The organism is Glaciimonas sp. GG7 (assembly GCF_052976905.1).
Map to the genome: position 1 here is coordinate 49314 of NZ_JBRIIQ010000009.1, position 26227 is coordinate 75540.

22 protein-coding genes and 2 pseudogenes are annotated in these 26227 nt (G+C 47.2%); 19 read left to right on the plus strand and 5 right to left on the minus strand.

The window, feature by feature from the left end:
* Nucleotides 1-2: 2 nt before the first annotated feature.
* The 7 genes from ACVBEF_RS04300 to ACVBEF_RS04330 all read left to right on the plus strand — a co-directional run bounded on the left by ACVBEF_RS04300 (nt 3) and on the right by ACVBEF_RS04330 (nt 6359).
* Complete coding sequence (locus tag ACVBEF_RS04300; protein WP_447122715.1) at nt 3-2480, plus strand: secretin N-terminal domain-containing protein; 2478 nt, start codon at nt 3-5, stop codon at nt 2478-2480.
* Nucleotides 2477-3010, plus strand: a complete 534-nt coding sequence (locus ACVBEF_RS04305) for a type II secretion system protein (RefSeq protein WP_447122716.1) — start codon at nt 2477-2479, stop codon at nt 3008-3010. Before ACVBEF_RS04300 ends, ACVBEF_RS04305 begins: the two co-directional genes overlap by 4 nt.
* Complete coding sequence (locus ACVBEF_RS04310; RefSeq protein WP_447122717.1) at nt 2985-3368, plus strand: type II secretion system protein; 384 nt, start codon at nt 2985-2987, stop codon at nt 3366-3368. Before ACVBEF_RS04305 ends, ACVBEF_RS04310 begins: the two co-directional genes overlap by 26 nt.
* Entirely contained in the window at nt 3355-3954 is a 600-nt protein-coding gene (locus ACVBEF_RS04315) for a hypothetical protein (RefSeq protein ID WP_447122718.1), read from the plus strand. The genes ACVBEF_RS04310 and ACVBEF_RS04315 overlap by 14 nt, the downstream gene beginning before the upstream one ends.
* 202 nt (nt 3955-4156) lie before the next feature.
* Nucleotides 4157-4858, plus strand: a complete 702-nt coding sequence (locus ACVBEF_RS04320) for a response regulator (protein WP_447122719.1) — start codon at nt 4157-4159, stop codon at nt 4856-4858.
* 361 nt (nt 4859-5219) lie between these two features.
* Entirely contained in the window at nt 5220-5441 is a 222-nt protein-coding gene (locus tag ACVBEF_RS04325) for a hypothetical protein (protein WP_447122720.1), read from the plus strand.
* Between the two features lie 714 nt (nt 5442-6155).
* Complete coding sequence (locus tag ACVBEF_RS04330; protein ID WP_447122721.1) at nt 6156-6359, plus strand: cold-shock protein; 204 nt, start codon at nt 6156-6158, stop codon at nt 6357-6359.
* 972 nt (nt 6360-7331) lie between these two features.
* Here ACVBEF_RS04330 and ACVBEF_RS04335 read toward each other — a convergent pair.
* On the minus strand, nt 7332-8057 hold the full coding sequence (locus ACVBEF_RS04335) for a response regulator transcription factor (RefSeq protein ID WP_447122722.1): 726 nt from the start codon (nt 8055-8057) through the stop codon (nt 7332-7334).
* A gap of 465 nt (nt 8058-8522) precedes the next feature.
* Entirely contained in the window at nt 8523-8759 is a 237-nt protein-coding gene (locus ACVBEF_RS04340; protein WP_447122723.1) for a TIGR02450 family Trp-rich protein, read from the minus strand.
* 194 nt (nt 8760-8953) lie between these two features.
* Between ACVBEF_RS04340 and ACVBEF_RS04345 the strand changes: the two genes are divergently transcribed.
* The 4 genes from ACVBEF_RS04345 to ACVBEF_RS04360 all read left to right on the plus strand — a co-directional run bounded on the left by ACVBEF_RS04345 (nt 8954) and on the right by ACVBEF_RS04360 (nt 12130).
* Nucleotides 8954-9373, plus strand: coding sequence for a hypothetical protein (locus ACVBEF_RS04345; RefSeq protein WP_447122724.1), 420 nt, complete (start codon nt 8954-8956; stop codon nt 9371-9373).
* 99 nt (nt 9374-9472) lie between these two features.
* Nucleotides 9473-10702 (plus strand): NAD(P)/FAD-dependent oxidoreductase, encoded by a 1230-nt coding sequence (locus ACVBEF_RS04350; RefSeq protein WP_447122725.1) that lies wholly within the window; start codon nt 9473-9475, stop codon nt 10700-10702.
* 251 nt (nt 10703-10953) lie between these two features.
* Entirely contained in the window at nt 10954-11748 is a 795-nt protein-coding gene (locus ACVBEF_RS04355; RefSeq protein ID WP_447122726.1) for a dienelactone hydrolase family protein, read from the plus strand.
* A 79-nt stretch (nt 11749-11827) separates the two neighbouring features.
* Entirely contained in the window at nt 11828-12130 is a 303-nt protein-coding gene (locus tag ACVBEF_RS04360) for a type II toxin-antitoxin system PemK/MazF family toxin (RefSeq protein WP_447122727.1), read from the plus strand.
* Here the strand turns inward: ACVBEF_RS04360 and ACVBEF_RS04365 are convergent.
* The gene (locus ACVBEF_RS04365; RefSeq protein ID WP_447122728.1) at nt 12064-12444 is read right to left on the minus strand and encodes a thiolase C-terminal domain-containing protein; all 381 of its coding nucleotides are present in this window, start codon (nt 12442-12444) and stop codon (nt 12064-12066) included. The two genes, ACVBEF_RS04360 and ACVBEF_RS04365, sit on opposite strands and share 67 nt — an antisense overlap.
* Nucleotides 12445-12800: 356 nt before the next feature.
* Here ACVBEF_RS04365 and ACVBEF_RS04370 point away from each other — a divergent pair, with 356 nt between their 5' ends.
* The 7 genes and pseudogenes from ACVBEF_RS04370 to ACVBEF_RS04400 all read left to right on the plus strand — a co-directional run bounded on the left by ACVBEF_RS04370 (nt 12801) and on the right by ACVBEF_RS04400 (nt 23168).
* Entirely contained in the window at nt 12801-14882 is a 2082-nt protein-coding gene (locus ACVBEF_RS04370; RefSeq protein WP_447122729.1) for a TetR/AcrR family transcriptional regulator, read from the plus strand.
* Nucleotides 14883-15133: 251 nt separating this feature from the next.
* Entirely contained in the window at nt 15134-15271 is a 138-nt protein-coding gene (locus tag ACVBEF_RS04375; RefSeq protein WP_447122730.1) for a hypothetical protein, read from the plus strand.
* A 453-nt stretch (nt 15272-15724) separates the two neighbouring features.
* Nucleotides 15725-15895: a hypothetical protein gene (locus tag ACVBEF_RS04380; RefSeq protein WP_447122731.1), complete on the plus strand. Its 171-nt coding sequence runs from the start codon at nt 15725-15727 to the stop codon at nt 15893-15895.
* Between the two features lie 100 nt (nt 15896-15995).
* The gene (locus ACVBEF_RS04385) at nt 15996-20225 is read left to right on the plus strand and encodes a hypothetical protein (RefSeq protein WP_447122732.1); all 4230 of its coding nucleotides are present in this window, start codon (nt 15996-15998) and stop codon (nt 20223-20225) included.
* A 54-nt stretch (nt 20226-20279) separates the two neighbouring features.
* Nucleotides 20280-21302: pseudogene (locus ACVBEF_RS04390) on the plus strand (transposase); the annotation flags it as partial.
* 91 nt (nt 21303-21393) lie between these two features.
* Nucleotides 21394-22527, plus strand: coding sequence for a D-alanyl-D-alanine-carboxypeptidase/endopeptidase AmpH (gene ampH, locus ACVBEF_RS04395; RefSeq protein WP_447122733.1), 1134 nt, complete (start codon nt 21394-21396; stop codon nt 22525-22527).
* A 116-nt stretch (nt 22528-22643) separates the two neighbouring features.
* The gene (locus ACVBEF_RS04400) at nt 22644-23168 is read left to right on the plus strand and encodes a recombinase family protein (RefSeq protein WP_447122734.1); all 525 of its coding nucleotides are present in this window, start codon (nt 22644-22646) and stop codon (nt 23166-23168) included.
* 61 nt (nt 23169-23229) lie between these two features.
* On the opposite strand, the pseudogene ACVBEF_RS04405 reads toward ACVBEF_RS04400, so the two are convergent.
* A pseudogene (locus ACVBEF_RS04405) lies at nt 23230-23421 on the minus strand (acyl-CoA dehydrogenase family protein); the annotation flags it as partial.
* Between the two features lie 1120 nt (nt 23422-24541).
* Here ACVBEF_RS04405 and ACVBEF_RS04410 point away from each other — a divergent pair.
* A complete protein-coding gene (locus ACVBEF_RS04410; RefSeq protein WP_447122735.1) occupies nt 24542-25354 on the plus strand; it encodes a hypothetical protein in 813 nt (270 codons plus the stop codon).
* A 163-nt stretch (nt 25355-25517) separates the two neighbouring features.
* Here ACVBEF_RS04410 and ACVBEF_RS04415 read toward each other — a convergent pair whose 3' ends face one another.
* A complete protein-coding gene (locus ACVBEF_RS04415; protein WP_447122736.1) occupies nt 25518-25841 on the minus strand; it encodes a hypothetical protein in 324 nt (107 codons plus the stop codon).
* Between the last annotated feature and the right edge of the window lie 386 nt (nt 25842-26227).

The window sequence follows — 26227 nt, forward strand, 5'->3', positions numbered from 1 at the left end:
TCATGTCAAATTTTAAACATCGCATAGTCAATAGCATTTTGATGCTAGCGTGCGCTTCGATATTTGCGGGCTGTGCAGTTCCTCGCGCCGTCGAAAATACCGAGAAACTGTCTCAACAGGGCCAGTTTGTCGAGGCCATCAACGTCTTGACCGAAGCAAAGAAAGAAAATCCCGATGATATGCGCCTCGATAGCGCACTCTACAAACAGGTCGATAAGTTAGTCGGTCGTTACTACCAGGAAGCCGAAGAAGCGCTTGCTGCCGGGGACGAAACAAAGGCCCTTGAGCGTCTCAAAACAGTGTTGGAATACGACAGCGGTAACATGCGCGGGCTTCAAACCATCGATCAGATCGATAGCCGCCAACATCAGAGAGTGTTGTTTGATGAGGCGCGTGCCATGGCCGATGACAATCCGAAGGAGGCACTGCATCTGATAGCAAAAGTGTTGGAAGAACGCCCATCCTGGACTGAGGCCATCAAACTGCGCGACACCCTGATGCGCCGCGTAGCGGAGTCTAAAACGCTGTCGCCGTCGCTTGGGGCTTCACTGCAAAAACCGGTATCGCTGACATTCCGTTCGCATAATCTGATCAGCATTTTCGATACCATTTCGCAACTTGCCGGTGTCAATTTTATTTTCGATGCCGATGTCTCGAAATCCGCCACAGCCAGTATTTCAGCGCAAAAAACGACGGCGCAAGACGCCATCAATTTGCTGCTGGCGACCAATAAGTTGCGTAAGAAAGTGTTGAATCACAACACGCTGTTGATTTATCCGGCCAACAACGTCAAAGATAAGGAATACCGCGATATGGCGGTAAAAACCTTCTTCTTTAGTCACGCGAACGCAAAAACGGTCAGTAGCGCGTTGAAAATGACCCTCAAAACCAGAGACATCCATATTGATGAACGTATCAACGCCATCGTTGTGCGCGATTCGCCAGAAACATTGGAGTTGGCGAGTCGGTTGGTGCAGGCGCTTGATCGTCCTGAGGCCGAAGTGACATTGGATATCCAGGTACTTGAAGTAACTAGTAATGATTCATTAAATCTGGGCGTGCAATATCCGGGATCGATTGGCGTTGGTATTAATGCTGGTGCAGACAAAGACCCTTCAAAGGACACTACGGCAAACAATATCCCGTTCAACCTATTGTCTTCTTTGGGCAAAAACAACACATTCGTCAACCTTGGCGACCAAAAAGGGATAACGCTGAATATGTTGCAAAAAGCGTCACATATGGAGGTGTTGGCGAATCCAAAAATCCGTGTCAAGAATGGCAAGAAAGCAAATATTCAGATCGGTCAAAAAATTCCCATCATCACTAATCTGATGACGGACGCAGGTGCGACATCAGAAAAAGTTGAAATGCTTGAAGTAGGGCTGAAATTTGAAATTTTGCCGACCATCAGTCTCGATGGCGAGATTAGCGTTGATATCGATCTGACTGTTGCCAGTTTAGGTGACTCCATAAAATCGCCAAAAAACGCCATCTACTATCGTATCAACGAACGTAAAACCAAAACAACTTTGACGGCAAAAGATAACGAAACACAAATTCTTGCTGGTCTGATTAATCGCGAAGATCGTAACTCTAAAAATGGATTACCGGGCCTTAGCCAAATGCCTTTGCTGGATCGCTTGTTCGGTACCGGTGAAAGTAGTAAGGGAAAATCTGAACTTGTATTAGTCATCACGCCGCGTATTGAACGCAAACTGGAATTGCCGGGTGCACATGTAACGACCTTCATCTCAGGCACAGAATCCCGTGTCAGTGGCGACAGTCTGGTATTGCGCAACACAGAAGGCGCACGTCTGACTAGCGGGGGCAGTGACTCTCCACAATTTAGGAATAGGGCAAGCGCACCGGTAATAGATAGTCCGATGGATGAGTTGCCAGAACTTGTCGCTCCGGTTGAGCAAGAAGTACCGGCTGCTGTACCGCCGCCGATCAGTCAAAAGTTACTTAATGGTTACCAGCCTGACGGTATGCGCAGTGCATTGGCGTTGGCATCGACGCCCAAGCTAGCACCTAAGTTGGCGAGAGTTGTTAGCTCACCAAAAATGGCAAAAGCCGCGACCAAAGAAACAACCAAAGTTGCAGTAGCGACGCAAGTAGTGGAGAAAGTGCAACCGCAACAGCCAATCCAGGTGGCCATCGTGTCCCCCACATTGCCGAGCGTAAAGGTAAAGGCAGCACCGAAAGCCTCAGATTCAGAGCTGAAAACAGCTTTGTTCGAAGCGGGTAGTGGGGTGATGCGTGATCTTAAATCTGTTCTGATGATGGGGATGTCGGGTGCTAGTGCGTTGCTGTCAATGGGCAAGCCTAAAGCGACTGCTTCAACCGAGTTGAAACTCAAACAGGCAATGCATGAGACACGGGACCAATTGGCACGTCGTACACAATTGGCCAACTGCGCTCAGAGCGCTCTGGTGGCAAACCCAGGCAACGATACTCCACGGCGGGAGAGGGCATGAACCTCGGACTGCGCGGGGTAAGTCGACCGGGCGGAAAGGGTGAAACAACGATGCAAGCTACAAAAAAACGTGGTTTCACCCTGATCGAATTAATGGTGTCGCTTGCCATATTGGCATCGCTGGCCGCCGTAATGTTACCCATGACAGAGTTCATGGCACGGCGCGCGCAAGAGCAGCAATTACGCGAAGGCTTGCGCGATATCCGACGGGCGATTGACAGCTATAAACAAGCCGCAGACGCAGGCGATATCGAAAAAATGATGGATAGCAACGGTTATCCGCCGGATCTGCATGTACTGGAGACGGGTGTTGCAGATAAAAAGAACCTGAACGGTGGAAAGCGATTTTTTATCCGTAGATTACCGCGGGATCCAATGTGCGATTGCCCTGAAAAATCCGCAGCAGAATCCTGGAAACTGCGCAGCTACGAGAGTGCATTCGATTCGCCTCAGTCGGGAAGCGATGTTTTCGATATCACATCAACCAATACAAAAGAGGGTCTCAATGGCATCCCGTATAACCAATGGTAAACAAAAGGGATTTACCTTAATCGAACTACTTGTGGTGATGGCCATCATTGCCACGTTGATGACGCTGGTGGCACCTAAATACTTCACCCAGACCGAGCGCGCCAAAGAGGTGGTGTTGCAACATAATATTCGTGGCCTGCGTGAAGCCATCGATCATTATCGGCAAGATAAAGCGACAGGACCAGAGTCTCTCGATGATCTGGTCAGCAGCCGTTATCTGAAGAATGTACCGATCGATCCTGTGACCGGAAACCGCGATTCGTGGCAGACGGAACTCGACGATGACGGACAGATTAAGGACGTACGCAGTGGCGCAACTGGCATGTCTTTGGCTGGGGAAGAATATGCACAATGGTAGCCCGGGTAAGCAGGGCGGCTTTGCCTATCTTTCTGTCATTATTCTGGTAGCCGTTGTCAGCATTATGGCGCTTCAGATGTCGGGTACGTTGGCGGTGCGCCTGAATCGGGATAAAGAAGCCGATCTGCTATTTAAGGGTGACCAGATTGCGCAGGCGATCCGCAGTTATTACGAAAGCGGACCGGTGCCGGGCTGCTATCCGAGAAATTTAGAGGTGTTACTCGAAGATCGACGCAACTTCAAAACACTACGCCATTTGCGCCAAATTTATCGTGATCCTATGCACACATCGGCCAATAATTCGCCCAATGATTCGACCGATATTCTTGCCGACAATTCGGGTACCAGATTCATCACTAGCGCAATGAGTCGCGATGCTGGCAATAATGGCGGCTGGGAGATATTGCGCAATGAGACGAATCATGTCATTGGTGTGCAAAGCAAAAGCACGAATACGCCCTACCAACAAGGTAATTTTCCCGAAGCAAAAAAAGATTTTCGAAATAAATCGCGTTATGACGAATGGAAATTTGTCGCCAAAGGAAGTACGGTAAAAGCAGCATCACCGGGGGCGTGCAATCAATAGAGTGCACATTAGGCAGTCATCATGCAAGCAATAAAGTGCGTCCTGCCTGGGTGTCAATCTGAGCGTGCGCTGCACAGGAACCTACGAGTTTTCAGGCTGTTTTTTTTACAATCTCCACGCTATAATCGGCGCCATCGTACGGCAGGTTGTGAATGGCGTACGAGAAAAAAACAAGCAAATTGTAACTTTCCTGGGGCAGCACATGCATGGTCGAAAACTTAACTTGGTCAGCGCTGACGATCATCCTGTAGTGCTCCTTGGCATTGAGTCGATTTTACAAAATGTACCGAATGTGAACCTCGTTAGTACTGCCACTAATTCCACCGAACTATTCGAGATACTTGAGCGCACACAAGTCGATATGGTGCTCACTGATTACGCAATGCCGGGCGGTGCTTTTGGGGACGGCATGGAAATGCTGGACCGCCTCAAAAATCGCTTTCCAAACGTCAAATTAATCGTACTCACAGTGCTGACGAATCCGGCTTTGTTAAGCAAAATTGTCCAGTTAGGTGTGTATGGATTGCTCAATAAGAGCAGCGATTTAAACGAAATTCCGGCCGCTATCAAACGCGTGGCTGATGGCTACAAGTATGTAAGCCGTAGCCTGGCCGCAACACTAGAGGCGCAAAGTAGCCGTCCTGACGTCGATAAAATTGCCTTGTTATCCAAAAAAGAACTCGAAGTACTCCGCATGTTTTTGGGCGGAATGTCGGTACAAGCAATTGCCGACCATCTGCGACGCAGCAGCAAAACAATCAGTAACCAGAAACGCAATGGCATGTTGAAACTGGCTTGCGCCAATGATGCAGAATTGTTCCAGCTCAACTCTCAGGTTGGATTGACCAGTATCGCGCCACCAGGAGGTGATGCTCCAAAAACCGACGCTCCAAAAACCGAATAACTGCGTTCAATTCACCAGTCCTTTTTATCCCTGATGTTTCGATCTCCTTTTCGCATCAATCCGGCGTTGTATTGACGCGTGCCGTACTGTTATCCAGTGATTAATATCTATGTTTTACCGACGAATAATTACCAAGGTAATGCCCCTTGGGAGGCTGATCAACATTTTGCGCAAAGGTTATCGGCAGCAATGAGAACTGTGCACTTTCAGCCGGATAAAGTGTGGTCAATGAAGGACATTGTCAGATTTAAGACACAAGCCTAATAGGTATTTTTAGAAAAAATTATTTTTACTGTATAGATATACAGTAGTTGTGATAAGCTCAAGTTTCACTATCAATGACTACTGAGGGGTATTTAAAATGGCAAACTTTAATTTCGTTGGCGCAGTATGCAACGTTGATGATGTGCCCGCAGCGATTGTGTTGCGCATAGGCGGTCGAGAAATATCGATATGTCGCGATTATCGTAAACGCTATTACACACCCCATCCCCTCATTGAATCACGTACCAGTATTGCCTCTGGCTATCTTGAGCTATTGCTACTACGCATCTGGTTGATCAGATTGTGCAAAGCACGCTGACAGTCATCCACTTAAGCATCTGGCAGTATTGTGGTAAACGCAAGCAAGCACCTAAGTAAATACATTGGCAATGTTTGTCTTCTTTGTGCCGCTGATTTAATTCGGTAATGCTTGCTTTTCAATCGCACACAAGCTTGGTTACGTCAGCGACTCAGGTCGCATCCGCTGTTGTTGCTGATCATGCACAGATTCCCACCTATACATATTCCAGCCTGAGCGTTAACCGCCGCAACGCTCTGCAGCATCCGCCTAAGACTCACTCGAACAGCGCTGCCTTTTATCACTCCTTCCTACATAAAAATCAGTGTTTCGCCGATACCTTCCAATGATTGATGATGTTATCATTTAGTCATGTAAGTATGGTCGTACAAATAAAAAATTTTACTTTTTCTAATGCATCAAAAAAATGATAAATTGATGAATTATTTAATAAGTAATATATTAATGTTTATTGAAGAAAATAATTTCATCGTGCGATACATTTTTATTGATATTTTTGTATATTATTTTTTTAATAAAAATAATATACAAAATACACAGTGCAGTTAAGTAAATGTGCTAATAAATGAAAATAGACTAAAGTGGTATGAGAAGATATTGATAGGTATGTGACTTGATGCTTGTTAATAGAGGTGGGTGGTCGAGGTGCAGGCAGCCTTTGTGTCGTCTGAACGCTAGCCATTCGTTTAATGTTTTATTTTGGAAGGATGTATTATGGCAACGGGTATTGTTAAGTGGTTCAATGACTCCAAGGGCTTCGGTTTTATCACGCCTGATGACGGTGGCGAAGATTTGTTTGCGCATTTCTCCGCAATCCAAATGGGTGGTTTCAAGACTCTCAAAGAAGGGCAAAAAGTAACGTTTGAGGTTACGCAAGGCCCCAAAGGCAAGCAAGCCTCTAACATTCAAAATCCTTAAGTCTGGTTAACAAAAGCCAGACTTCTGGCTGGCAAGGTGCAGGCTCACATCTATTATGGTTCGTGAGCCTTTTTATTGCCTGATTGCATTGTTTGTTTGAAACCGCGGAGAAACAGCAAAACCGACTACAGATGGCATACATTGCTCAGTAATAACATACTATGTATTGTCCTATCTGGAGTGAATTATCGATTGTTATAACCTGATTGAATATCATTACTCCGAGAACTAGAATGAGAATATAAAACTGACTCTGATCAAAATTAATCAGTAATCTTTATTGTTTTTCCAAAAACGTTACCGTTGTCTGAGATAAATAAGGCCGCATAATTGTTCAGACTAGGTGCCCCGATTCAGACAGTATGACTGTACTGCAAGGCCGGGTAACGACGTATAAACGATTACGCGGCCATACTTCAACAGACAACTAGCGCAGCTTCTCTAGTTTTCTCATTTTTAGAATAAGACATTGGTATCCGATTAATCGCTTTTGATATGGAGTAAGTCATGTCCCGCAGTCCTTTGTTCCGCGAAGAAGATAATGCAAAGCAACGTCCCCATTTGACGACAACATCCGCATCTGAGAATGCGCACAAGGAAATACAAAAAGCAGACACCAGTGATGGATTATGGAGTCGCATGAATTTGGGGATACGATTGTCTTGCCAACAGACAAAACCGCCTTTTAAGCGTTAGAGATATAACGATAGGCTTTATTTAATTTCCATGCAGAAATATTAATAACCTGGAATGATGCCACTAAGTAAAGCCGTAGAATTGTTTAGACTAGGCACTCCGACGCAGATTGTATGACTTCACTGCAAGGAGGAGCAACGACGTATAAACGATTATGCGGCCTTATCTACTCAGAACCAGTCCTTAGTCTGGTTTCGTAAGTGATCCAATACGCTCTAAAGATGACCGACTGTCGGACAGAGACGCGCAAGCTTGTCAGTCGCGCGCGCGTCACCATCATCCTCGACAAATAGCATCGGCAAAAATATACCCAACCGAATGCGCAACCTTAAGCGGTTGCGAGGTAGCAAAGACCTTGGCAATTTTTCTGCGCAGCCGACTTACCACAGCTTCAAGCCGGCGTTCGTCATACGCCAGCGGATCTTGCCGCAGCGCTGTTGAAATGATTTCCTTGCGGCTCACCGGTAGCCCGTGATCATTGGCAAGTATGTCAATGAGTAGCATTTCCAGATGCGTGAGCACAATTTCGATGCCTGACGGTGCGATCAGCTTCCACTCGGTCTTCAGAAAGCGCCACGGGATTTTGCTCGAATGTGCAGTATTGAGCGTCAGCCTGCGATACAGGCTATCGATGGTCGCGTTCATCTCTTCAAGGTGCACCGTTTTGCTCAGAAATATGTCGGCACCACTCTCAAGACCTTCGAGGCGCGCTTGCAAATCATCATGCGAAGTGAGCATGATGATGCCAAGCTGGCGGGTGCGTTGCATAGCCCGAAGTTCACTGGCGATAATGAGGCCATTGTCGCCAGGAAGATCCACATTGAGCACCACGATATCTACCGGACGTTCAATCAAATCGCGGTATAGCGCAGTGCTGTTGTGCACGCCAGTGACCAGATAACCCTTGCATCGCAGATGCAATACGATCGACTCTCGAAATACACTATCGTTCTCTACCACCACAATACGAATGAATTTGGTAACGCTGTCTATGGCCGACATATGTATTTTTAAAGACTATTGAATGCAGTAAAAGGTGACGATTTATGCATTGCATCAATGCATGCTGTTGCAATATAAACAACTGCACGAGGATGATTACAATCCAAATCATGGTTATCCAAAACTTTCTATCATCATAACAAATTATGTAATTTATTAATAATAATGATAATCAATAATGTAGGATGTTTTTTTAACGTAACGCACTCAGAATCGGTGTTTACAAAACAAGTTGTGAGTGGGTGTAACTGGGATTAGCGACATGTTGACGAATACCTGCATTTCCTTACAAAGCACTCAAAAATACTGACTGCAGCCACAGAAGTGCTCAATCTACGGTGCTTAGCATCCGTACGTAAGTATCGTTACGGCAACAATTGCGCTGTCAGAAATGTCACATTATCAGATTGCGTGGCGTCTATTCAGACAGTCAATTAATAAAGATGTGATATCACTACCTTGAGGTCACTGCCAACCTTGCAACCATTGCCGGTCATCTGCCAGTTCGCGCCAGCGCAAAGCAAAGCGACGCCCGGAATGCACAGCTTCCATCTCAATGACATCAATTTCGGTCGACCCCGGCTCCGGCGGTATTACCTCCGTCACAAGAAAATGCTTTTCCTTGTTAGCAGGCAGCACAGCCGTCCATTTGCTATGCAGCAATTTTTTCGGATGAATCTGGCGTTTAGTCAACATTGGCATGGACGTTATTCCTTGATGTAAGTGTAAGTAGTCGGGTAGCAGGGTAAATATGTCAGGAAAAGTAGGAAATCGTAGAATTTCTGACATCTTTTCTTTATATGATATTCGCTAACCGACATCATTAAAGCAATCCTGCTGAAAATAGGCGGATCAAGACTACGCTGCCAGCATGGCCCAAGCCGGATTCAAGGGCATTGCATCCTCAGGAGGCTGCCGCAACCTTTCACATCCGGGCAGAAACCTTGCAGCTGCCAGCCACAGGACAATACGCGCTGCAAGTCGCACAGGCTGATACGCTTAGCCCGCAAATCAAAGCCCTAAAGTTACCCTTCGACAAAACGCTAGCTGTAGTCGATACAGACGGCAAGCACTGCTCCATCGTCGCCGTCTGCCCGTATCCCGACAAGCTATCCTCGGCATCGTCATTCTGGTTGATCGTCTGTGGGCCTCGGGTGTGGCTGCCGTTGCTGGCGCTGAGTTTGACCTTGCGACTTTTCTGGTTTCCCGCTATTTTGGCTTGCGCGATTATGGTCGGTTGTTTGGACTGCATCTTGGCTGAATTACTGCCGGGGCGGCTGACTCGCCGTTATTGTTTGGCGCAATGTTCAAGATGACGGGTTCTTACGTCGCTCTGTTGAGTTATTGCACTGCTTGTTTTGCGATTGGGCCGTTGCTACGGCTCACGCTTGGTCGCTCATTCTTTAAGGAAATATATGTCTGTTGTATCTGTCGTCATCGTCGGGGCCGGTCAGGCCGGTTATCAGGTTGCTGCTTCATTGCGTCAAGAGGGTTTCAAGGGCGCAGTCACCTTGATCGGCGAAGAGGCCAGCCTGCCATATCAGCGCCCGCCATTATCGAAGGCCTATTTGCAGGGCAAGATTGGTCCTGCCAACTTGCGTTTCCGTACCGCCGAATATTATGCCGAGCAAAATATTACTCTGGTCAATGATGCCGTTACTGCGATTGATCGGACCAACCGCCGCGTGACGATGGCCTCGGGCGAACCGATTGCTTACGACCATCTGGTGCTGGCGGTGGGCGCACACAATCGCGTGCTGCCGATTCCGGGTACAGATTTGGATGGTGTCTTCGGCCTGAAAACATTGGCCGATGCCGATGCGTTAATGCCGCAGATGAAAGGGGCGCGTAATGTGATTGTGGTTGGCGCTGGCTTTATCGGGCTGGAGTTTGCAGCTGTGGCTTCGGCGCAGGGCGCGTCGGTGCACGTGTTGGAGCTGGGCGACCGGCCAATGGCGCGCGCGGTCTCCGTTGAGATGTCGCAAGTCTTCCGCGAGGCGCACGAGTCGTGGGGCGTGCATTTGGATTTCCATCAGGGCTTGACGCAGATCGTGGGTGTAGATGGCAAAGTGACGGGAGTGGAAATCACGGACGGTCGGATGCTTCATGCTGATTTAGTCGTATTTGGCATCGGCGTCGTTCCTAACGTCAAGCTGGCAGCAGAAGCCGGTCTGGATATCGATAACGGTATCAAGGTCGATGCTCATCTGCTGACGCTGGACCCGGCAATCTCGGCCATTGGCGACGCGGCCTGTTTTCCTAGTCATTTTGTGGATCGGCATATCCGGTTGGAGTCGGTGCAAAACGCGATGGATCAGGCGCGCACTGTTGCGGCCCGCTTAGTCGGCAAACCTGCTCCGTACTCTGCATTACCGTGGTTTTGGACTGATCAGCGTGATTTAAAGCTGCAAATGGTGGGCTTGCATGATGGCGTCGATGAGAAAGTGATCCTCGGATCAGCCCAGGCTATGCAAATGACGGTGCTGTGTTTTAGTCGTAACCAGTTGGTCAGGGTTGAGACCTTGAATCGGCCTGCCGATCATATGGCTGCGCGTAAGATTCTGGCCCGGTCGCCGATGTTGACGCCGCAGGAAGCTGGCACTGAAGGGTTTGATCTGAAGGCTTGGGAATTGGCTAATCGGTAGTGCGTATTTTTTGATCAGGCAATAAGATTGCATCGAATAACTAACTTCTGCGCGGGTCGCTTTACTGAAAAAGCGGACTTTTACAGTCCGCCTTTTCAATGTAGTAGTAAGTCGTATTTTGGTTGATGTTGTTTTAGTAATTTGACTGTATCCTTCCATTTTTCTTGGGAATAACATTGATAAACAATCATAAAAAGTGGTGCGTAGTTGGTTTTTTGATGCTGCTACTAAGCGTTCTGAGCAGCATCAGCATGGCACAAGCATCTGAACTCGACACGGCATTAAATGAACAGATTGTGATGGTGCCAGTTGGCTCTGGATTTTTCGGATACAAGCTAGAAACGACGATTTTTAAACCGGCTGGAGACGGCCCTTTCCCGTTGTTGATCATGAACCATGGCAAGGCTCCTGGTAACACGCATTTTCAGCCACGAGCGCGCTATCTGGTCATCAGTGGTGAGTTTGTCAAACGTGGCTACGCGGTTGTGATCCCGATGCGAAAAGGGTTTTCTCAATCCACCGGGCAATATCTGCGTGGTGGCTGCAATATCGCAGGCAATGGCCGTGCGCAGGCAGATGATTTACAAAGTGGCTTGGAGTATGCGCTTAGCCAGCCTTGGGCCGATAAGAGCAGGATTTTGATTGCGGGTCAGTCCCACGGTGGTTTAACGACGATGGCCTTTGGAGAGCGCAATTTTCCGGGGGTCAAAGGTTTGATCGATTTTGCCGGCGGGTTACTTCTTGATGATTGTTCTTGGAAGTCTTCGCTGATTGATGCCTTTGCTGACTTTGGCGCTAAGACGACGCTGCCTAGTCTCTGGTTTTATGGGGCGAACGATAGTTACTTCAATCCTGAGTTGGTGCAAAAAATGTATACCGCTTATACCAACGCAGGTGGACATGCAAAGTTAATTGCCTATGGCACTTTTAAAAACGACTCTCATGGCATGAGCAGCAGTCGTGATGGCGTGGAAATTTGGTGGCCGGAAACTGAACGGTTTTTGCAGGAGATCGGCATGCCGACGAAGATGGTGGTTTTGCCATAGGGAGAGCGAAAACATGCAGACATCACAGGGCCGGAGCAATAGTTGATACCTTGAGTGGTTCGAAACGATTGACATAGTTGTGACCCTCTCTCTGCAAGGAGACTATGGCAAAACAAGGCCAACTTTCATCATTCAATCAAATCTGTTAAACGATTTGGAGAGTGCCATGCTGCGTCCTGTCACAAGCGAGCTGAAAAATGCTGTATTTCGGGTGACTATCGAACCCAATCCCTCAAATGGACTGAGAGCGCTTTCCCAAGTGATGGTGGACAAACTTTTGACCATGCCGCGTAACAAAATCAGTGAACCCTTTGGTTATCTTGATGACAGCAGAATGAAGTCCATACATAAAGCGTTGTTATTGCTGGTTGGTGTGATCTGATCTACATCAACTGTTACAACATGGGCTATTTCTGTCGACATAGCCCCAGTCCTCAATCCTGCACCAACAACAAACTCCCCCCCCAACGGCGCACTCCTAGCAGCCGTCACCGCAACCTGATGCGGCGTAACTTGTCGTTCCCCAGCCCGACCCCACAACTGCAAACACGCTTGATGCACATACCCAAGCTCACGCCTGCGTCCGCCGGAGAGCTGGCCGCCATTGGTATTAATGGGCATTACGACATCACGCGCAATGCGTTGTCCACCTTCAACGAAGGCACCGCTTTCGCCGCGCCCGCACAGTCCCGGCACTCATAGTCAGAATAGAAAATCCGTCATACAACTACGCAGCACCCACGCGAGCAGAACACGCTCAGGATGTGCGACAACGGCGCGCCAAAGTGCTGCTATGACGGTGTCTTGTTCGCCCACAGATCAAATAGCAATATCACTATCGGTCGATCCCATTTTGGTCATGTTTTCTTCTCCAAATCATGCCTCAGACAGAGGCAATTGATTAATATTATTTTGAATTGAGAAGAGAACGCTAAGGTGGAATTTAGTAGCGTGTCAGCTAGAATAATCGGTTCGACTGTGCCAATATCCCGTTCATCAGAGGTTTTCAATATATTTTTCACTCAAAAACAAGCAACAGAACGGAGTCGGTCATGAATAACCGTGAGCGCAAGTCGCCGAACTTGCCTACGTTGCCTACGGTAGGTGCATCTGCTGCTTCAACCGTCTCGGCTGGATCAATTCTGCAACAACGTCCGCATAAAAAACCACCATCTTCAACAGAAATCAACCATGACATCGCGGCAGTGGCTGCAGTAGCTATGCGTGCACCGGGCCGTAACAAGCGCTCTGGAGAAACCATCGATCAGATTCTTGCCGCTGCCGAGCAAGTGATCCTGGAGTCGGGCGTAGACCGGGTTGCCATTCAGAATGTGTGCGAAGTCGCCGGTATTTCACGCGGGACGTTCTACCGGTATTTTTCATCTCAAGAAGAATTGCTAGATGCTTTCTTGAAACACAAACGGGCCAGATTTCATCTTGCGCTACATGCCGCAACGGCGCCTTATCTGACGCCGGAAGCCCGCTTCAATGCGTTGATTTCCTATCTTGACAATTACCTCAAGCACAGCAAGGCGCGGCGTTTGCTGGAAGTTGCGCCTGAATTTGCACTCGGTTTCTTCAACCGTATTTTTCATGATTCGGTGGAGCAGTTTCAGGAAGTGCTCGATATTGTGTTTGACGCCTGGGACGCCAAACTAGGGATTCGAATTGATCGTGAGTTGGTCTGTGAAATGCTGATTCGTTATGTGTTGAGCGAACTATTGGTCCCGCGCAAAGGTGATCGACGCCAGTTGTTGGCATGGATTGCGCAATTAACCGGCACGATTTCACGCGGGAGCAATCCTGTATTACCGCCGTTAGCAGCACGCCATCGTAGCGAGGCCGCTGAAGTTGCTACGAGCGACGCCGATGCACAATCGGAGCGGGAACTAGGCCGCAATCGGCGCTCTGAAAAAACGATCGACCAGATTTTGGCCGCAACCGAACAGGTTATTCTTGAGTCGGGCGTGGACCGTGTTTCTATTCTCTCCGTGTGTGAAGTTGCCGGTATTTCACGCGGTACGTTTTATCGTTATTTTTCATCTCAAGATGATTTGTTAGAAGCCTTTACACAGCATAAGCGCGGCGTCTTTCATCAAGCGCTGATTAACGCCACCAAACCCTACGACGATCCGGATGAGCGTTTTGCTGCATTGATTGCATATCTCGATCGTTTTCTGAATGGCACCAAGGGTCGGAGGTTGTTGCAAGTTGCGCCGAAATACGCGTTCGGGTTTTTCCAGCATGTTTTCATAGATTCGATCGGGCGCTTTCAAGACGCGTTAAAGATTGTTTTTAATACTTGGGATGACCGTCTGGGCGTGCGGCTCGACCGCGAGTTGATCTGCGAAATGTTGATCCGTTATGTTCTTAGTGAGTTGCTGGTGCAGGCTGAGGGCGATCGTCAGCAGATACCGCAACGTATCGGCAAGCTCATCAGTAGTATTGGCAATGCCGCGTACGCGCAAAGTTTACCCACGGCTATGGCTGTAAAGCCAGCGATGGGAAGCAAAAAGGGTGCTGAGATGAGCATCTCAGCAGACGAACTGATGCCAGAACCCGGGCGAAATCGTCGTTCCGAGATCACTATCGGGCAGATTATTGCTGCTGCCGAAGAGGTTATTCTTACCTCCGGGGTGGAGCGTATTTCTATCCTCGCGGTGTGCGGAGTGGCGGAGATTTCACGTGGAACTTTTTACCGTTACTTTTCCTCGCAGGAGGCTTTGCTGGATGCGTTTACGCAGCATCAGCGTGTTCAATTTCATCAGGCACTTATTGGTGCTGCAGCTCCTTACAGCGATCCTGATGCGCGTTTTAATGCTGTAGTCACGCATCTGGATCAGTTTCTCAAGCAGGATAAGGTTCATCGTTTGTTAGCGGTGGCGCCGGAGTACGCGTTTGGATTTTTTCAACGTATGTTTGATGATGCGATTGTGCGGTTTAAGTCGGTTCTGGAGATTGTATTTGATGCCTGGGATGTTCGGCTTGGGGCTGAGATAGACCGTGATCTGGCTTGTGAAATGTTGGTGCGCTACATACTTAGCGAGTTGTTGGTGCCTACCGCTGCGGGTAAACCGTTGTTGCCGGTGCGGGTTGTGGCGATGATTCAAGGGATGGTTGTGGCGCCGGGCTAAAAATGGGGTTTTATCGTTTTATTAGTAATTGAGGAGGTTAGTTCCCCGTTGATGCTTGTCAGGGGCGGCCCGACAGCTGGTCACTTTTTCTTGCTTCGTCAACCTGTAAAGTCTGCCAATGAGCGCCTAAGTCCGGTGACGCCACTGAAGCAGACATTGCTTATCTTGACCCACATTTCAGTCCCCTGCAGCACGCTACATTGCGTTACGCTGCGTTTTTGCTGAACTCTGACCTACAAAGAGAAAATACTATGAGCGATAAACAAACGCTGACCCACATTCCGCTAACACGACCCGATAGCAGTAAGGCCACCTTGTCTGATTACTCAACAATTGATCTGGCATCCGTGGATCATCCTGCAGTTTTACGCGCTGCCTATCCCCGGTAGCCGCTGATACTCACACTTACGCTTAACAGCGTGTACATCTGAGATAACACCTCGCGTACTTCACAAAACATCTCTGGCGAAATACGCCGTTATATTTTTATCCCACACTCATCCTGCTAAACCATCCTTGTCTGACCAGCGAATGCAGCGCGCTCGGGACACCAGGTCTTGCTTTAAGTTCGACCACAAGTCGACTTTTGGGCGATTTTGTATTTCGTATCGCAGGATGCAATGTCAATATTCGCAGCTTGATTTGGTTACCAGATATTCATAAGTAAGTCCCTTTCGCCTGATCCATTCCAACATTCTATAAATGCATCAGCACCACAGAGCATATATCTACACCTCAGACTCAAGCTCTATAAACACAATTTCCAACCTTAGAACGTTTTTAAATAGACGAGATAACACTATGATATTGATGCAATTTTTATTGTTGTTTGTATTGATGAAGTGCGGTTTTTTAGCGTCGATTTGCGACGCAAGCGCTCACCGGAGAGTAAAGAAGACGTTACTTTCACGGATGAATGGCTTGCGCGTGCTGTGCCGGGTGCAATGGAGTTTGATACGCAATTTTTTTTACTTCAACAGACCATCTTTGCGCGCCAGCGATGGTTGTTTTGACTTGCCACAACAGTGCGTTAAGAGCCTGGTAAGAAAATCGTTAGCCGCTCGTGCAAAATACAATGTGTGCTGTTTTGTACTGTCAGGTTTTGGACTGCTCATGCCATTGTTTGGGTATGCAGCAAACGCTTACTGGCACAGTGCCGCGTCCATCCCTGATGCGGTCAATATCGGGGACACGATAAAAGTAGCGGTGCACATTAAGCATACTGGTGATTTTGGGCTCAAAGATTGTGAGATTTATCACACGGACTTATCTGGCAATAACTATGTCACGCTATGGAAAGATGGCTGGCAGGGTTGGGAATGTCGCGGCTCCTCAGCATATTTCCCTATTAACAGTAATGGCGATGAGCAATTCATTCTGCTTAATATAGCCGATGGCCTCCATTTTTCTCCGGGTAAAAAATTTAGATTGGCGGGTTATGTCAATCCGCATTCTGGCGGAAAAGATACAGTACAAAAAGAGATTCAAGTTCGCTCCCTCAGTGGTGACATCACCTCCGTTAAACCGGATAACGAGGTAAGAGGGAGGGTCACGCTTACCGTTACCAAAGGTAACGGCGCAAATGGCGACGTGGAGATATTGGACAAAGACGGAGATTCATATAGTAAAACCGTTTTGGCCGACGGTTCAATCAGATTGAATAATCTGATCCCGGGGGAGCACACAGTGCGTCTTTACGTCTTTTACAACAACAAACACAAAACAATGGCAAAAGAGGTAAAGGTACGTGTGCTGGGCGGGAGTTTCCAGGCTTGGGTCCAGAATGGTCGGGTACGCACTAAAGGCAATATTCAAGGTGGTGCCGATGAGCTTCATATTTATCGAAATGGCAGTCATTTTAAGACCGTAAAAAACTTCACTGCCAATGACAAATTCAGTGAATATGATTTTATTCTTGAAAATTTACCGGGGGGGATAAGTAACCTTCAAGCCTATGCCTACAAAGGGACTCAGTGGCTTTCTCTTAGCAGCACGCAGGTCACATTGCCGCCCGATAAACCGGCCCAGCCGACTTGGGTTAGCCCTGGGAACAATACTGAATATCAGCCATCTTCGGGCGCTTTAAAAATCAGCGGACAAACTATCTCTGGCGTTGACAGAGTCTTCTTCAGGTCACGTGTTGTTTCCCCGAATATTGGCGAGTGGCAAGAAGAAGGGACGGGTACTGCCGTTTTAGTTAATACTAGCGGCGCTTTTAGTAATGCTTCGTTTTATTCAAGTACTTCATGGGAAACAGGTAAAAGTTATGAAGTCCAATTTGATGTTAAGCGGGGGGCCAGCGATCGATCTCCCTGGTCAATCAGTCGTCGGTTTAACGTGCCACACGAAAGGCCACCCCGGCCGACCTGGATCAGTCCAGGGGATGGCACGTCGTATCAGCCATCTTCGACACCCTTACAAATCAGCGGAAAGACCATCCCCGGTGTAACTACTGTGAGCGTAACGGCTAGTATTGATGGGAAGGACAATTGGTCACAAACTGAGAATCACAGTGTGACCGTTGGTTCTGATGGTATTTTCAGTAATGTTCCGGTAAATATCAGCAAGACATGGGAGGCTGGCAAAAGTTACGAAGTTAAGTTCGATGTCTACGCGAATGGCAAGTGGTCTGTTTTTTCGGTTACACGGAAATTTAACGTCCCACGCGGTGCGCTCGGTAAGCCGACATTGATCAGCCCTCTTGAGGCAGAGTGGGAAGCATCCAGAGACAATCCCTTAATCATTAGCGTACAGACTGAAACCGATGTTAATCGAATCTATCTAGACATAAAAGTTGATGGAAGTTGGTCAGGATTTGAGGGAATTCCGGTATCGGTGAATGATGAGGGCATTGTCGATGATCTTGTCATTGAGGCTAGTAAAACATGGGAACAAGGGAAAATTTACGCCATTCGATTCGCTGCTATGCGCAATAATTTGACTTCTCCCACATCGAATGAGTATCAGTTTTATGTACCACGCCCAACGCCGGATACCCCGACCTGGATCACTCCGGCAGACGGTAGTTGGCAGCAGCCATCTGCCAGCAGTGCCTTAACCTTTAATGGACAGACCGTCATAGGCGTCACTAAGGTCGCCGTACGGAGCCGGGTAGTTGGCGGCAATTGGTCCGCCGACGAAACCTACACCAAGGCCGCTGACACTAACAATCGCGTCACAGACGTCCCGATTGCGGCCAGCAAGATGTGGCTCAAGGGTAGCAATTATGAGGTGCAATTCCGTGTTCTGCGCGATGATCTCCCGTCTGAATGGTCAGCTACACGGTTGTTTAAAGTGCCGCGTGAAAAACCGCCTGCGCCGACCTGGATCACTCCGGCAGACGGTAGTTGGCACAAGCCCTCTGCCGCTCCCATCACCATCAGCGGAAAGACCGTACCCGGCGTAGCGACAGTTTACGTATCCTCGACGGTCAAGGGCGGAACCTGGTCGGACCCTGTTAGTCACGCGGTAACACTTGACGCTGAAGATATTTTTAAGGACGTCTCTATCGAGCCCAGCAAACTCTGGGAAAACGGCAAAATTTACTCGGTAAGATTTACGGTTGAGCGCGATGGCCTGAAAACCTTGTCGGCTGAACGTGACTTTAAAATTGATACAACGCCACCGAGCATTGCGTGGGCCACAGGCGCAGACCCGATGGTCGGTCACGCCAGTCCGGGCAAACCATTTACGGTCAAAGTGGACGTCAGCGATGCGCTCAGTCGTGTCGATCCGGCGACAGTTAAATTGCGCTGGAAAACAGGTAACGGCAATTGGTCGAGCGATGCGTTGATGATCAATGGGAGCGGAGACCGCTATACGGCCGACATCGCTATACCGGCAATAAGCAAAAATAGGGAACAGCTCACGCTACAGGTCAAAGCCACCGATAACGCTGGCAATGTGCTTGGCTACGCAGACAATCACCAACACACCGTAACCGTCAGCAAACCTGTCGTGATCCTGACTAAACCAGTATCGAACAGTTGGCACAACGGTCAAAAAATCAACGTCAGCGGCACGGCGACGGCTGCTGCTGACATCGTCTCCGTGAGCATCGGGCAACGTCAAAGTGGCAGCGGCGACTACGGTTCCTGGCATCACCTTTGCACTAGCCGAGAAACGTGTCACGCAACGCATAACGCTTACCGCTTTGATGATGTGGAATATAACCAACCTCTGTTGAAAAAAGACATCGACATTGTTGTGTTAGCTAAGGACATACACGGTGTCGAAACGTATTCCACTACGAATGGTCAGGCCAATGGCATCGGGCTGCCGTTGCGCTACGACGGCAAAGCGCCAGAGATAACAATCGCCAGCGCCCAATGGCAGACCGATGGCAGTCTCACAGTCAGTGGCACGGTCAGCGATGATGCATCAGGGCTGGGTGCGCAGGGCGATGGTAAGGGTGCGATCGTATTGCGCTGGAAAACTGGTGGAGACGGTCAGCGCACGGTGGACGCCAGTGGCACAGGTGTCGGCGGTGCGGTAAATTTTTCATCTACTTTTGCAGCGGGGGTTTTCCCAACGAGTAGCGCGATGACATTTTCAGTAACGGCCAGCGACCGGGCTGGCAACATCAGTATGGCAACAGAGGCCACAGCGATTTCACCGATACCGAAATTAACCCTGAGCGTGAAGCAGTTGCAAACTCCGCGCCACGCATGGTTTGTCAACGAAACGCTGGTCTATCGTTTAACGCTGGCGGTGGGCGCAGACTCTGCCTGTGCGACCAACATCCATTTGAGTTACGCGCTGCCACCCCAGTTACAAAAGCAGGCCAATACGCCTCTTACACTAGTCAATAGCGCACCCACGGTGCGCGCTACACTCGATCCGACATGGGGTGACCCCGGTCGTAAAAACCTGCTGGCAGCCGGTGGCAAGCTCTGTGCCGGGCAATCGCTGACCATCGATATACCGCTGGTCATCGCAGCCAATGCCAGCGGACAAAATATCGAGAACCAAATCAATGCCACTGCAGACGGATTAACCGGGCCAATTGCACTGACACAAACAGACCGTTTTACGGTCATGCCAGAGCAAGGGGCATTGCGATTTGAAAAAAAGGTCGATAAAGACAGCGCCGTACCGGGTGAGGATCTGAGCTACACCATCATCTTTCGCAATCGTTCAGAACAACACCTGACCATGCGCGAGATCACCGATAACATTGCTCCTTACACGCGCTTGCAAGGGATGCCTGAATGTGGTGTGATGCCTGATGGATTGCGTTGTTCACCTTTAGTCATGGGAACGAGGGCGCTTAAATGGGAGTTCACCGGAGAACTCCCTCCTGGAAAATCTGGTCAGGTAACTTATAAGGTACAGATTCAATAAAATGATGAATGCGGAAATCTAGTGACCTCCCGCATTCATTTTTAATACTAAAGTTTCATCCAAAAAAACATATTGCGGGTCGCGATTTCCCAGGTAGCCAATGCGACGTTCGCTGTGCGTCTTCCTGAAATATGGGGTCAAGGCACGACCACCTGCGCCTCGGACTCCAAGAAATTCGGCTTCTGGGATCAGAATTTGATGACCAAGTGGCATATTCGTTACGGTGGTCGCGGCGTGATGATCTACTGGCATGTCGAGAACAAGTCAGTGTGCATCTATTCGCAACTAAAACGATGCTCCTCCTCCGAAATGTCGGCCATGATCGAAGGCGTATTACGGCACGATACCGACATGGATATTCAGAAAAGCTATACAGACAGCCACGGGCAGAGCGAAATCGGCTTCGCTTTTTGTCATCTGCTCGGTTTTGATTTGTTACCACGTCTGAAAGCCGTCGCTTCGCAAAAATTGTACTTGCGAGAAGTGGACAGCGCCGGCAATTATTCCAATCTCACAGACATTCTGACGCGCCCAAATAAATGGGATTTGATCCGCCAGCAGTACGATGAAATGATCAAATACGCGACCGCGTTGCACTTGGGCACAGTAGAAGCAGAAGCCATTCTTCGCCGCTTTACGCGTGGCAACCTGCAACATCCGACTTACCAGGCATTGGCGGAGCTTGGCAAGATATTGAAAACTACTTTCTTATGTCGGCATATCGATTCGGATTCACTGCGTCGTGAGATTCACGAAGGGTTGAACGTCGTGGAAAACTGGAATAGTGCCAATGGATTCATCTTTTATGGCAAGAATGGCGAGGTTGCCAGCAACCGACTGGACGATCAGGAATTATCGGTATTGTCGCTGCACTTATTGCAGCTATGTTTGGTGTACGTCAATACCTTAATGATTCAGCGCGTGCTATCGGAGAAGCAGTGGCGTAACAGGATGAACGCTGCAAATTTGAGAGCTCTGTCGCCGCTGATTTATAGCCATGTGAATCCGTATGGCCGGTTTGATCTGGATATGAGTAAGCGGCTGCCCATAGAACCCGATCTTGCGATGTCGGCGTAGAGATCAATAAAAAGGCAAAATCGCCTGTAACCAAAAAGAGGAGTTGAAAGTAGTGAATCGTATTTTTCTTACTTACGCACATGTGGTGCGAATGTCCAAAGTTAAACTTCATACTGGTATTTTTATTTCGGCCATAGCAATCTCAACGAGTGTTATGGCTGCCGCTTTGCCGCTTGAGCGAACCATCACATCGGCATCGACATCCATATTTGAAAATAGTGGCGCACCAGGAATGGTGATTGCCGTCGTACGCGGTGACGCGTTAATTATTTCTGGTTATGGAGAAACCAAGAAAGGCAATCATCAAAAGCCCAATGCAGATTCTCTGCTGCGCGTAGGCTCGATTTCGAAAGTACTCGCGACAGACCTCATAGTGAAATTGGTAGATGAGGGAAAGTTGAAATTGAGCGATCCGCTTCAGAAATATGCGCCGTTTCGTTACAAAGTGCTTGATTCGGAGGGAAGCCCTTCCATTACATTACTTAGCCTTGCTACACATACCAGTGGTTTACCTCGGTCTGTCGGTGTCAAAGCACCGAATCAAACTATTCCATTTACTTGGCCTGATAAGACTGTGCGCTGGGACTGGCTAAGCAAACAAGCTTTCGTCCCCACTGGCCGTACTGCGCTCTATTCCAATATAGCTTACGACTTATTGGCGGATGCGATCTCGATTGCTGGGAATAAGCCTTATGACCAGTTATTGCTGGAGAAAGTAACCGCGCCGTTGCGTATGCACGATACAACCGCGACACCTACTATTGAACAATGCAATCGGTTGATGATCGGTATTGGCATTGATCCAGCTGGATCATGTGCGGATACCCGAGCAACGGCAGGTAGTGGTGGCATGTATTCGACAGCGGCTGATATGGGCGTTTGGATGCAACATTTACTAGGCATCAAGCAAAGCGAATCCGCCACACAACGTGCCATTGCACAAGCCATCTATTTTCAAAGACAGACGTTGACCTCAATCGAAGGGCTAGATCTCGCTGGCAAGGCAAGTGGCTTAGGATTGGGTTGGGTGCAGCTGACTCCAATGGAAAATTCGCCCGCTATACTTCAAAAAACTGGTGGTGGTGCTGGTTTCATGAGTTATATGGCGCTCGCACCTGGTCGCCAAATAGGTATATTTGTAGCCGTGACAAAAGTTGATCTCGATATGTTTGCTGGAATAACTCGCGCAGTGAATGAACTGATTGCTATGCTTGATGTGAAATAACCATGTTTTAACCTGGAAGTCGCAACACGGCGAGGATCACTATCGTGTGGGGCTTCCCATGCTACATAAACCTGTTGAATAATGAAATATTAATGCAATAGGTTTGTGCAACGATTATGCTCATCGGATACGCTCGCGTCTCGACTGACGAACAGAAAACCGTCATCCAGGAATCTGCGCTCAAACATGCAGGGTGCGAAAAGATATTTCCTGAAACTGCCTCCGGTGGCCGATGGGATCGTCCGCAACTGGCCCACGCGCTGGATCAACTGCGTACCGGCGATGTGTTGGTGGTGTCGAAACTTGATCCCCTATCGCATTCGTTAAAGGACTTGCTAACTATCATGGAGCGGATCGACCAGCTCGGTGCTGGATTTCGCAGCCTGACCGAAGCAATCGACACCACGACACCGGCCGGACGCATGATGATGCAGATGATCGGATCGTTTGGAGAGTTTGAACGGTCGATGATCCGGGAGCGTACCAAAGCAGGATTGGAGTCGGCACGCAAGCAAGGCCGTATGCAAGAAATTGTCGCGATGGTGACTTCCGGTCAGAAAACGGCTGCTGAGACCGCTCGTTTGTTCAAAATCCATCCGGCAACCGTTTCCCGTCTGCTGGCCCTACATTCATCAAAATAAAATGGGTAAATCGCCACCCAGGAAATTACGTGGCGGTTTTTGCAGCTATGTGCACACCACCCCCAATACAGAAATAACTATCGCGGCGACAGATCGCCGGCAAATAATGCTGCTTTTGCGCCTCTGTCCCAAAGTGCAAAATTTGTCGGGGACTTTGACGGTCTGCAATCCAATGGACGGATACCGGTGCGCCTGCGGCCAATAAGTCCTCCACAATCACATATTTTTCAAAAATTATTAATCGTTCACAAATAGGTGGTGCAACGAGAACAGTCCGGCCAGGCCTTATATCTCATCAGATCGTAAAGAGATGGGCTATTTTTTATAGCTAAATAGAAACCGTTTGCCCACACTACGCTCTTTTTTAAAAAGAAATATTTATTCGTCTATCAGGTCAGCTGATAGTCTTAGTATGATCCATCATGGATGAAATCACATTTTTATCATGCTTTTAATTTTTAAAATAAAAATTATTTATTAGAAAGTATTTTATGCTTGACATTATTTCTTGCCCCGTTCGTTATCCTACTTTAGCTCCTTAATTAGCATCAAAAAAATAATATCAAGCTTTATAGATTCAAAATGTATATTAACTTTAAAATGTGTTGATAATAGTGCGATTGAGAGACTGCAGTTTGCACAAAAACGGGTATTTTTTTAAAAGTAATAATTTTGGCAATAATGTACGTAACGCTGTTCGAGTATTTGAAACACAAGATAAAATACAATCAGTTTCGTTCACGCAAGGTGAGGAGTTCTCTGCAATCAACGTATATAAGACCGTTTTCGATAAAGATAATAAAATAATGATTGAAAAACAAAAAAATATTTTACCTCAATTAATAAAACTGAAATCTATAAATAATGAGTTAATTAACAAGTATCAATTATTGTTTTGTGAAAATGGTGATTATAATTTATTTGATAAATTTTATTCAACGAAATGTGATTTAGCAAAAAATATTAAATTAAATATTAATAACAGAAGTATTCACATAATTAATTACACATTAAATAATTAAATAATTAATATAAATTAATTGAATTTGAAACCATATTAAATAAAATATTAAATAATACAATTACAGAATTAACCACAGTTGATGTAAGCCCACTAACATCACCCTGATATCCCGTTTAACGGACAACTAACGTTATTGGGATGCGAAGTAAATCCGCATAACTGTTTAGACCACGCACCCCGAGGCAGGCAGTATGACTGTACGGCAAGAAGGAGACAATAATATATAAACAGTTTTACGGACTTACTGATTTTTTTCTATTAAACCTTAATCGACAGACTGGATCTTGTGTTACACGAAGTGTAATTAAATTTCATTCATCTTGATAATAAATATTTATTGGAGAAACTTATGGAAAGAGTCAATTCATCTTCTTTATTCACTTCAGGAAATTTTGTTGCGGTAGATCCATATCCTGTACCAAAGCCGGGAGATGTAAGTTCTTTAACATCTGCCTGTAATATGCATTTCGAGTGGCAGCACAGTCTGTACGATCCACTTCAAAATTCTAATGACATACATTTTGTTGAGAATTTAAAAGGTACCGGAAATGGTGTGAGTACTGATTTGACGATAGAAAATATAGAACTATTAACTTCCGAGATGTCGTTATTACTTAAGACGTGCAGAGGGCTAATAGGCTCAACCGAAAAGGGAAAGGATAATGAACTTCGCTCTTTGTTACACGACACTATACAAGAAACAGGGCTTCCAAATATCTATCAAAAACCGTCAACGACTTGGCCCAAGACACCGACAACGCTAGCGTTTATACAAGAGATAACAAACCGTTTAACGGTGTTAAGTTCAAAATGGACAGATATTGCTAGTCATCGAGAACTTGCCAAAGATGAGAGAAATATTTTCAATAACTCCCGATTACTTAATATTGAAGAGTGCTGTGAAGAGATGGACACCGTAGATGATTCGATGTCATGGCCAGAGTTACTTAAGGTAACTACTGAATTAAAAAATACATTTTTAAGTCTTTCAGATCAATATCAAAATTTGTATGCTGAATATAATGAAATATTAAAACAAACCAAGTATGAAATAACATCTCAAGGAATATCATTGGAACCTACAAGTCTAGAAACTGGTACTATTTTTTTAACTCAAGTGAATAATAAAATACGTCAATTAATTTATCTACGCTCTCTATAAAATATTTACGCTAATCCTCATTCGTTGACAACATTTCATCAATTTTGGCAATACAATTACCACAAAAAAAATATCTATTTTGTATATAAATAAAGTTTTAAATAATTAATTTATAGTCAATATTAATTAACAACGCATAAAAAAATCGTGATGCACATTTGTGTCACGATTTTTTTATTATGTCTCTACTTGTTTGCGGAACTAATATCGTCGTGACTGCTTCTCCGATCCATGACACAACGGGGGGGTGCTGGTCTTTACAGTTTCTGCGTTTATGTTCCGTAATGTCGATACTCAGATTGGTCGGACTCAGCGCTGAGCTGACCAGCACGATCCGATCGCTATCTATAGGTCGCCACAGCGTGACCGTGACTTCAAAGCGTGCGGCAAAATCACGCATCATCGGCTTGACGACTTCGATACGTTGACCTTGTGTGACAAACTGTCCGACGCGCTTGGCTAAACCTGTAGGTCTTAGATATGGCATCGAAGGCGGCCACATCTTCGGTTACCAGCGTAGGCAAGATATTGAAGCAAGTACTTTGATGAATGCCGAGGTGGCGGGGGGATATCGACAGCGCATTCCGGCTCGCCTGTCCTGGTCAGGCAACGCAGAATGTGCAACGCGTTGATGACCGGCTTGACTAGCGTAATGCCAGTTGTTGCGGTTATCTCTTTGGCCGCGATGCCGTTACTTTCCGCTATTTCTAGTTGGCAGCCATAAACGTCATGTTTTCACGGCGATCGCGATCGATCGGAAAACGGTCATCGACATTGCCGCCAAAGGTGGCGTTGACTTTGGCAAAGTCGTCGCCGACAGTATCGGTACGTTTTGTATCGTTTGTATCTGTTACCGCTTCCTGTGACATGCCT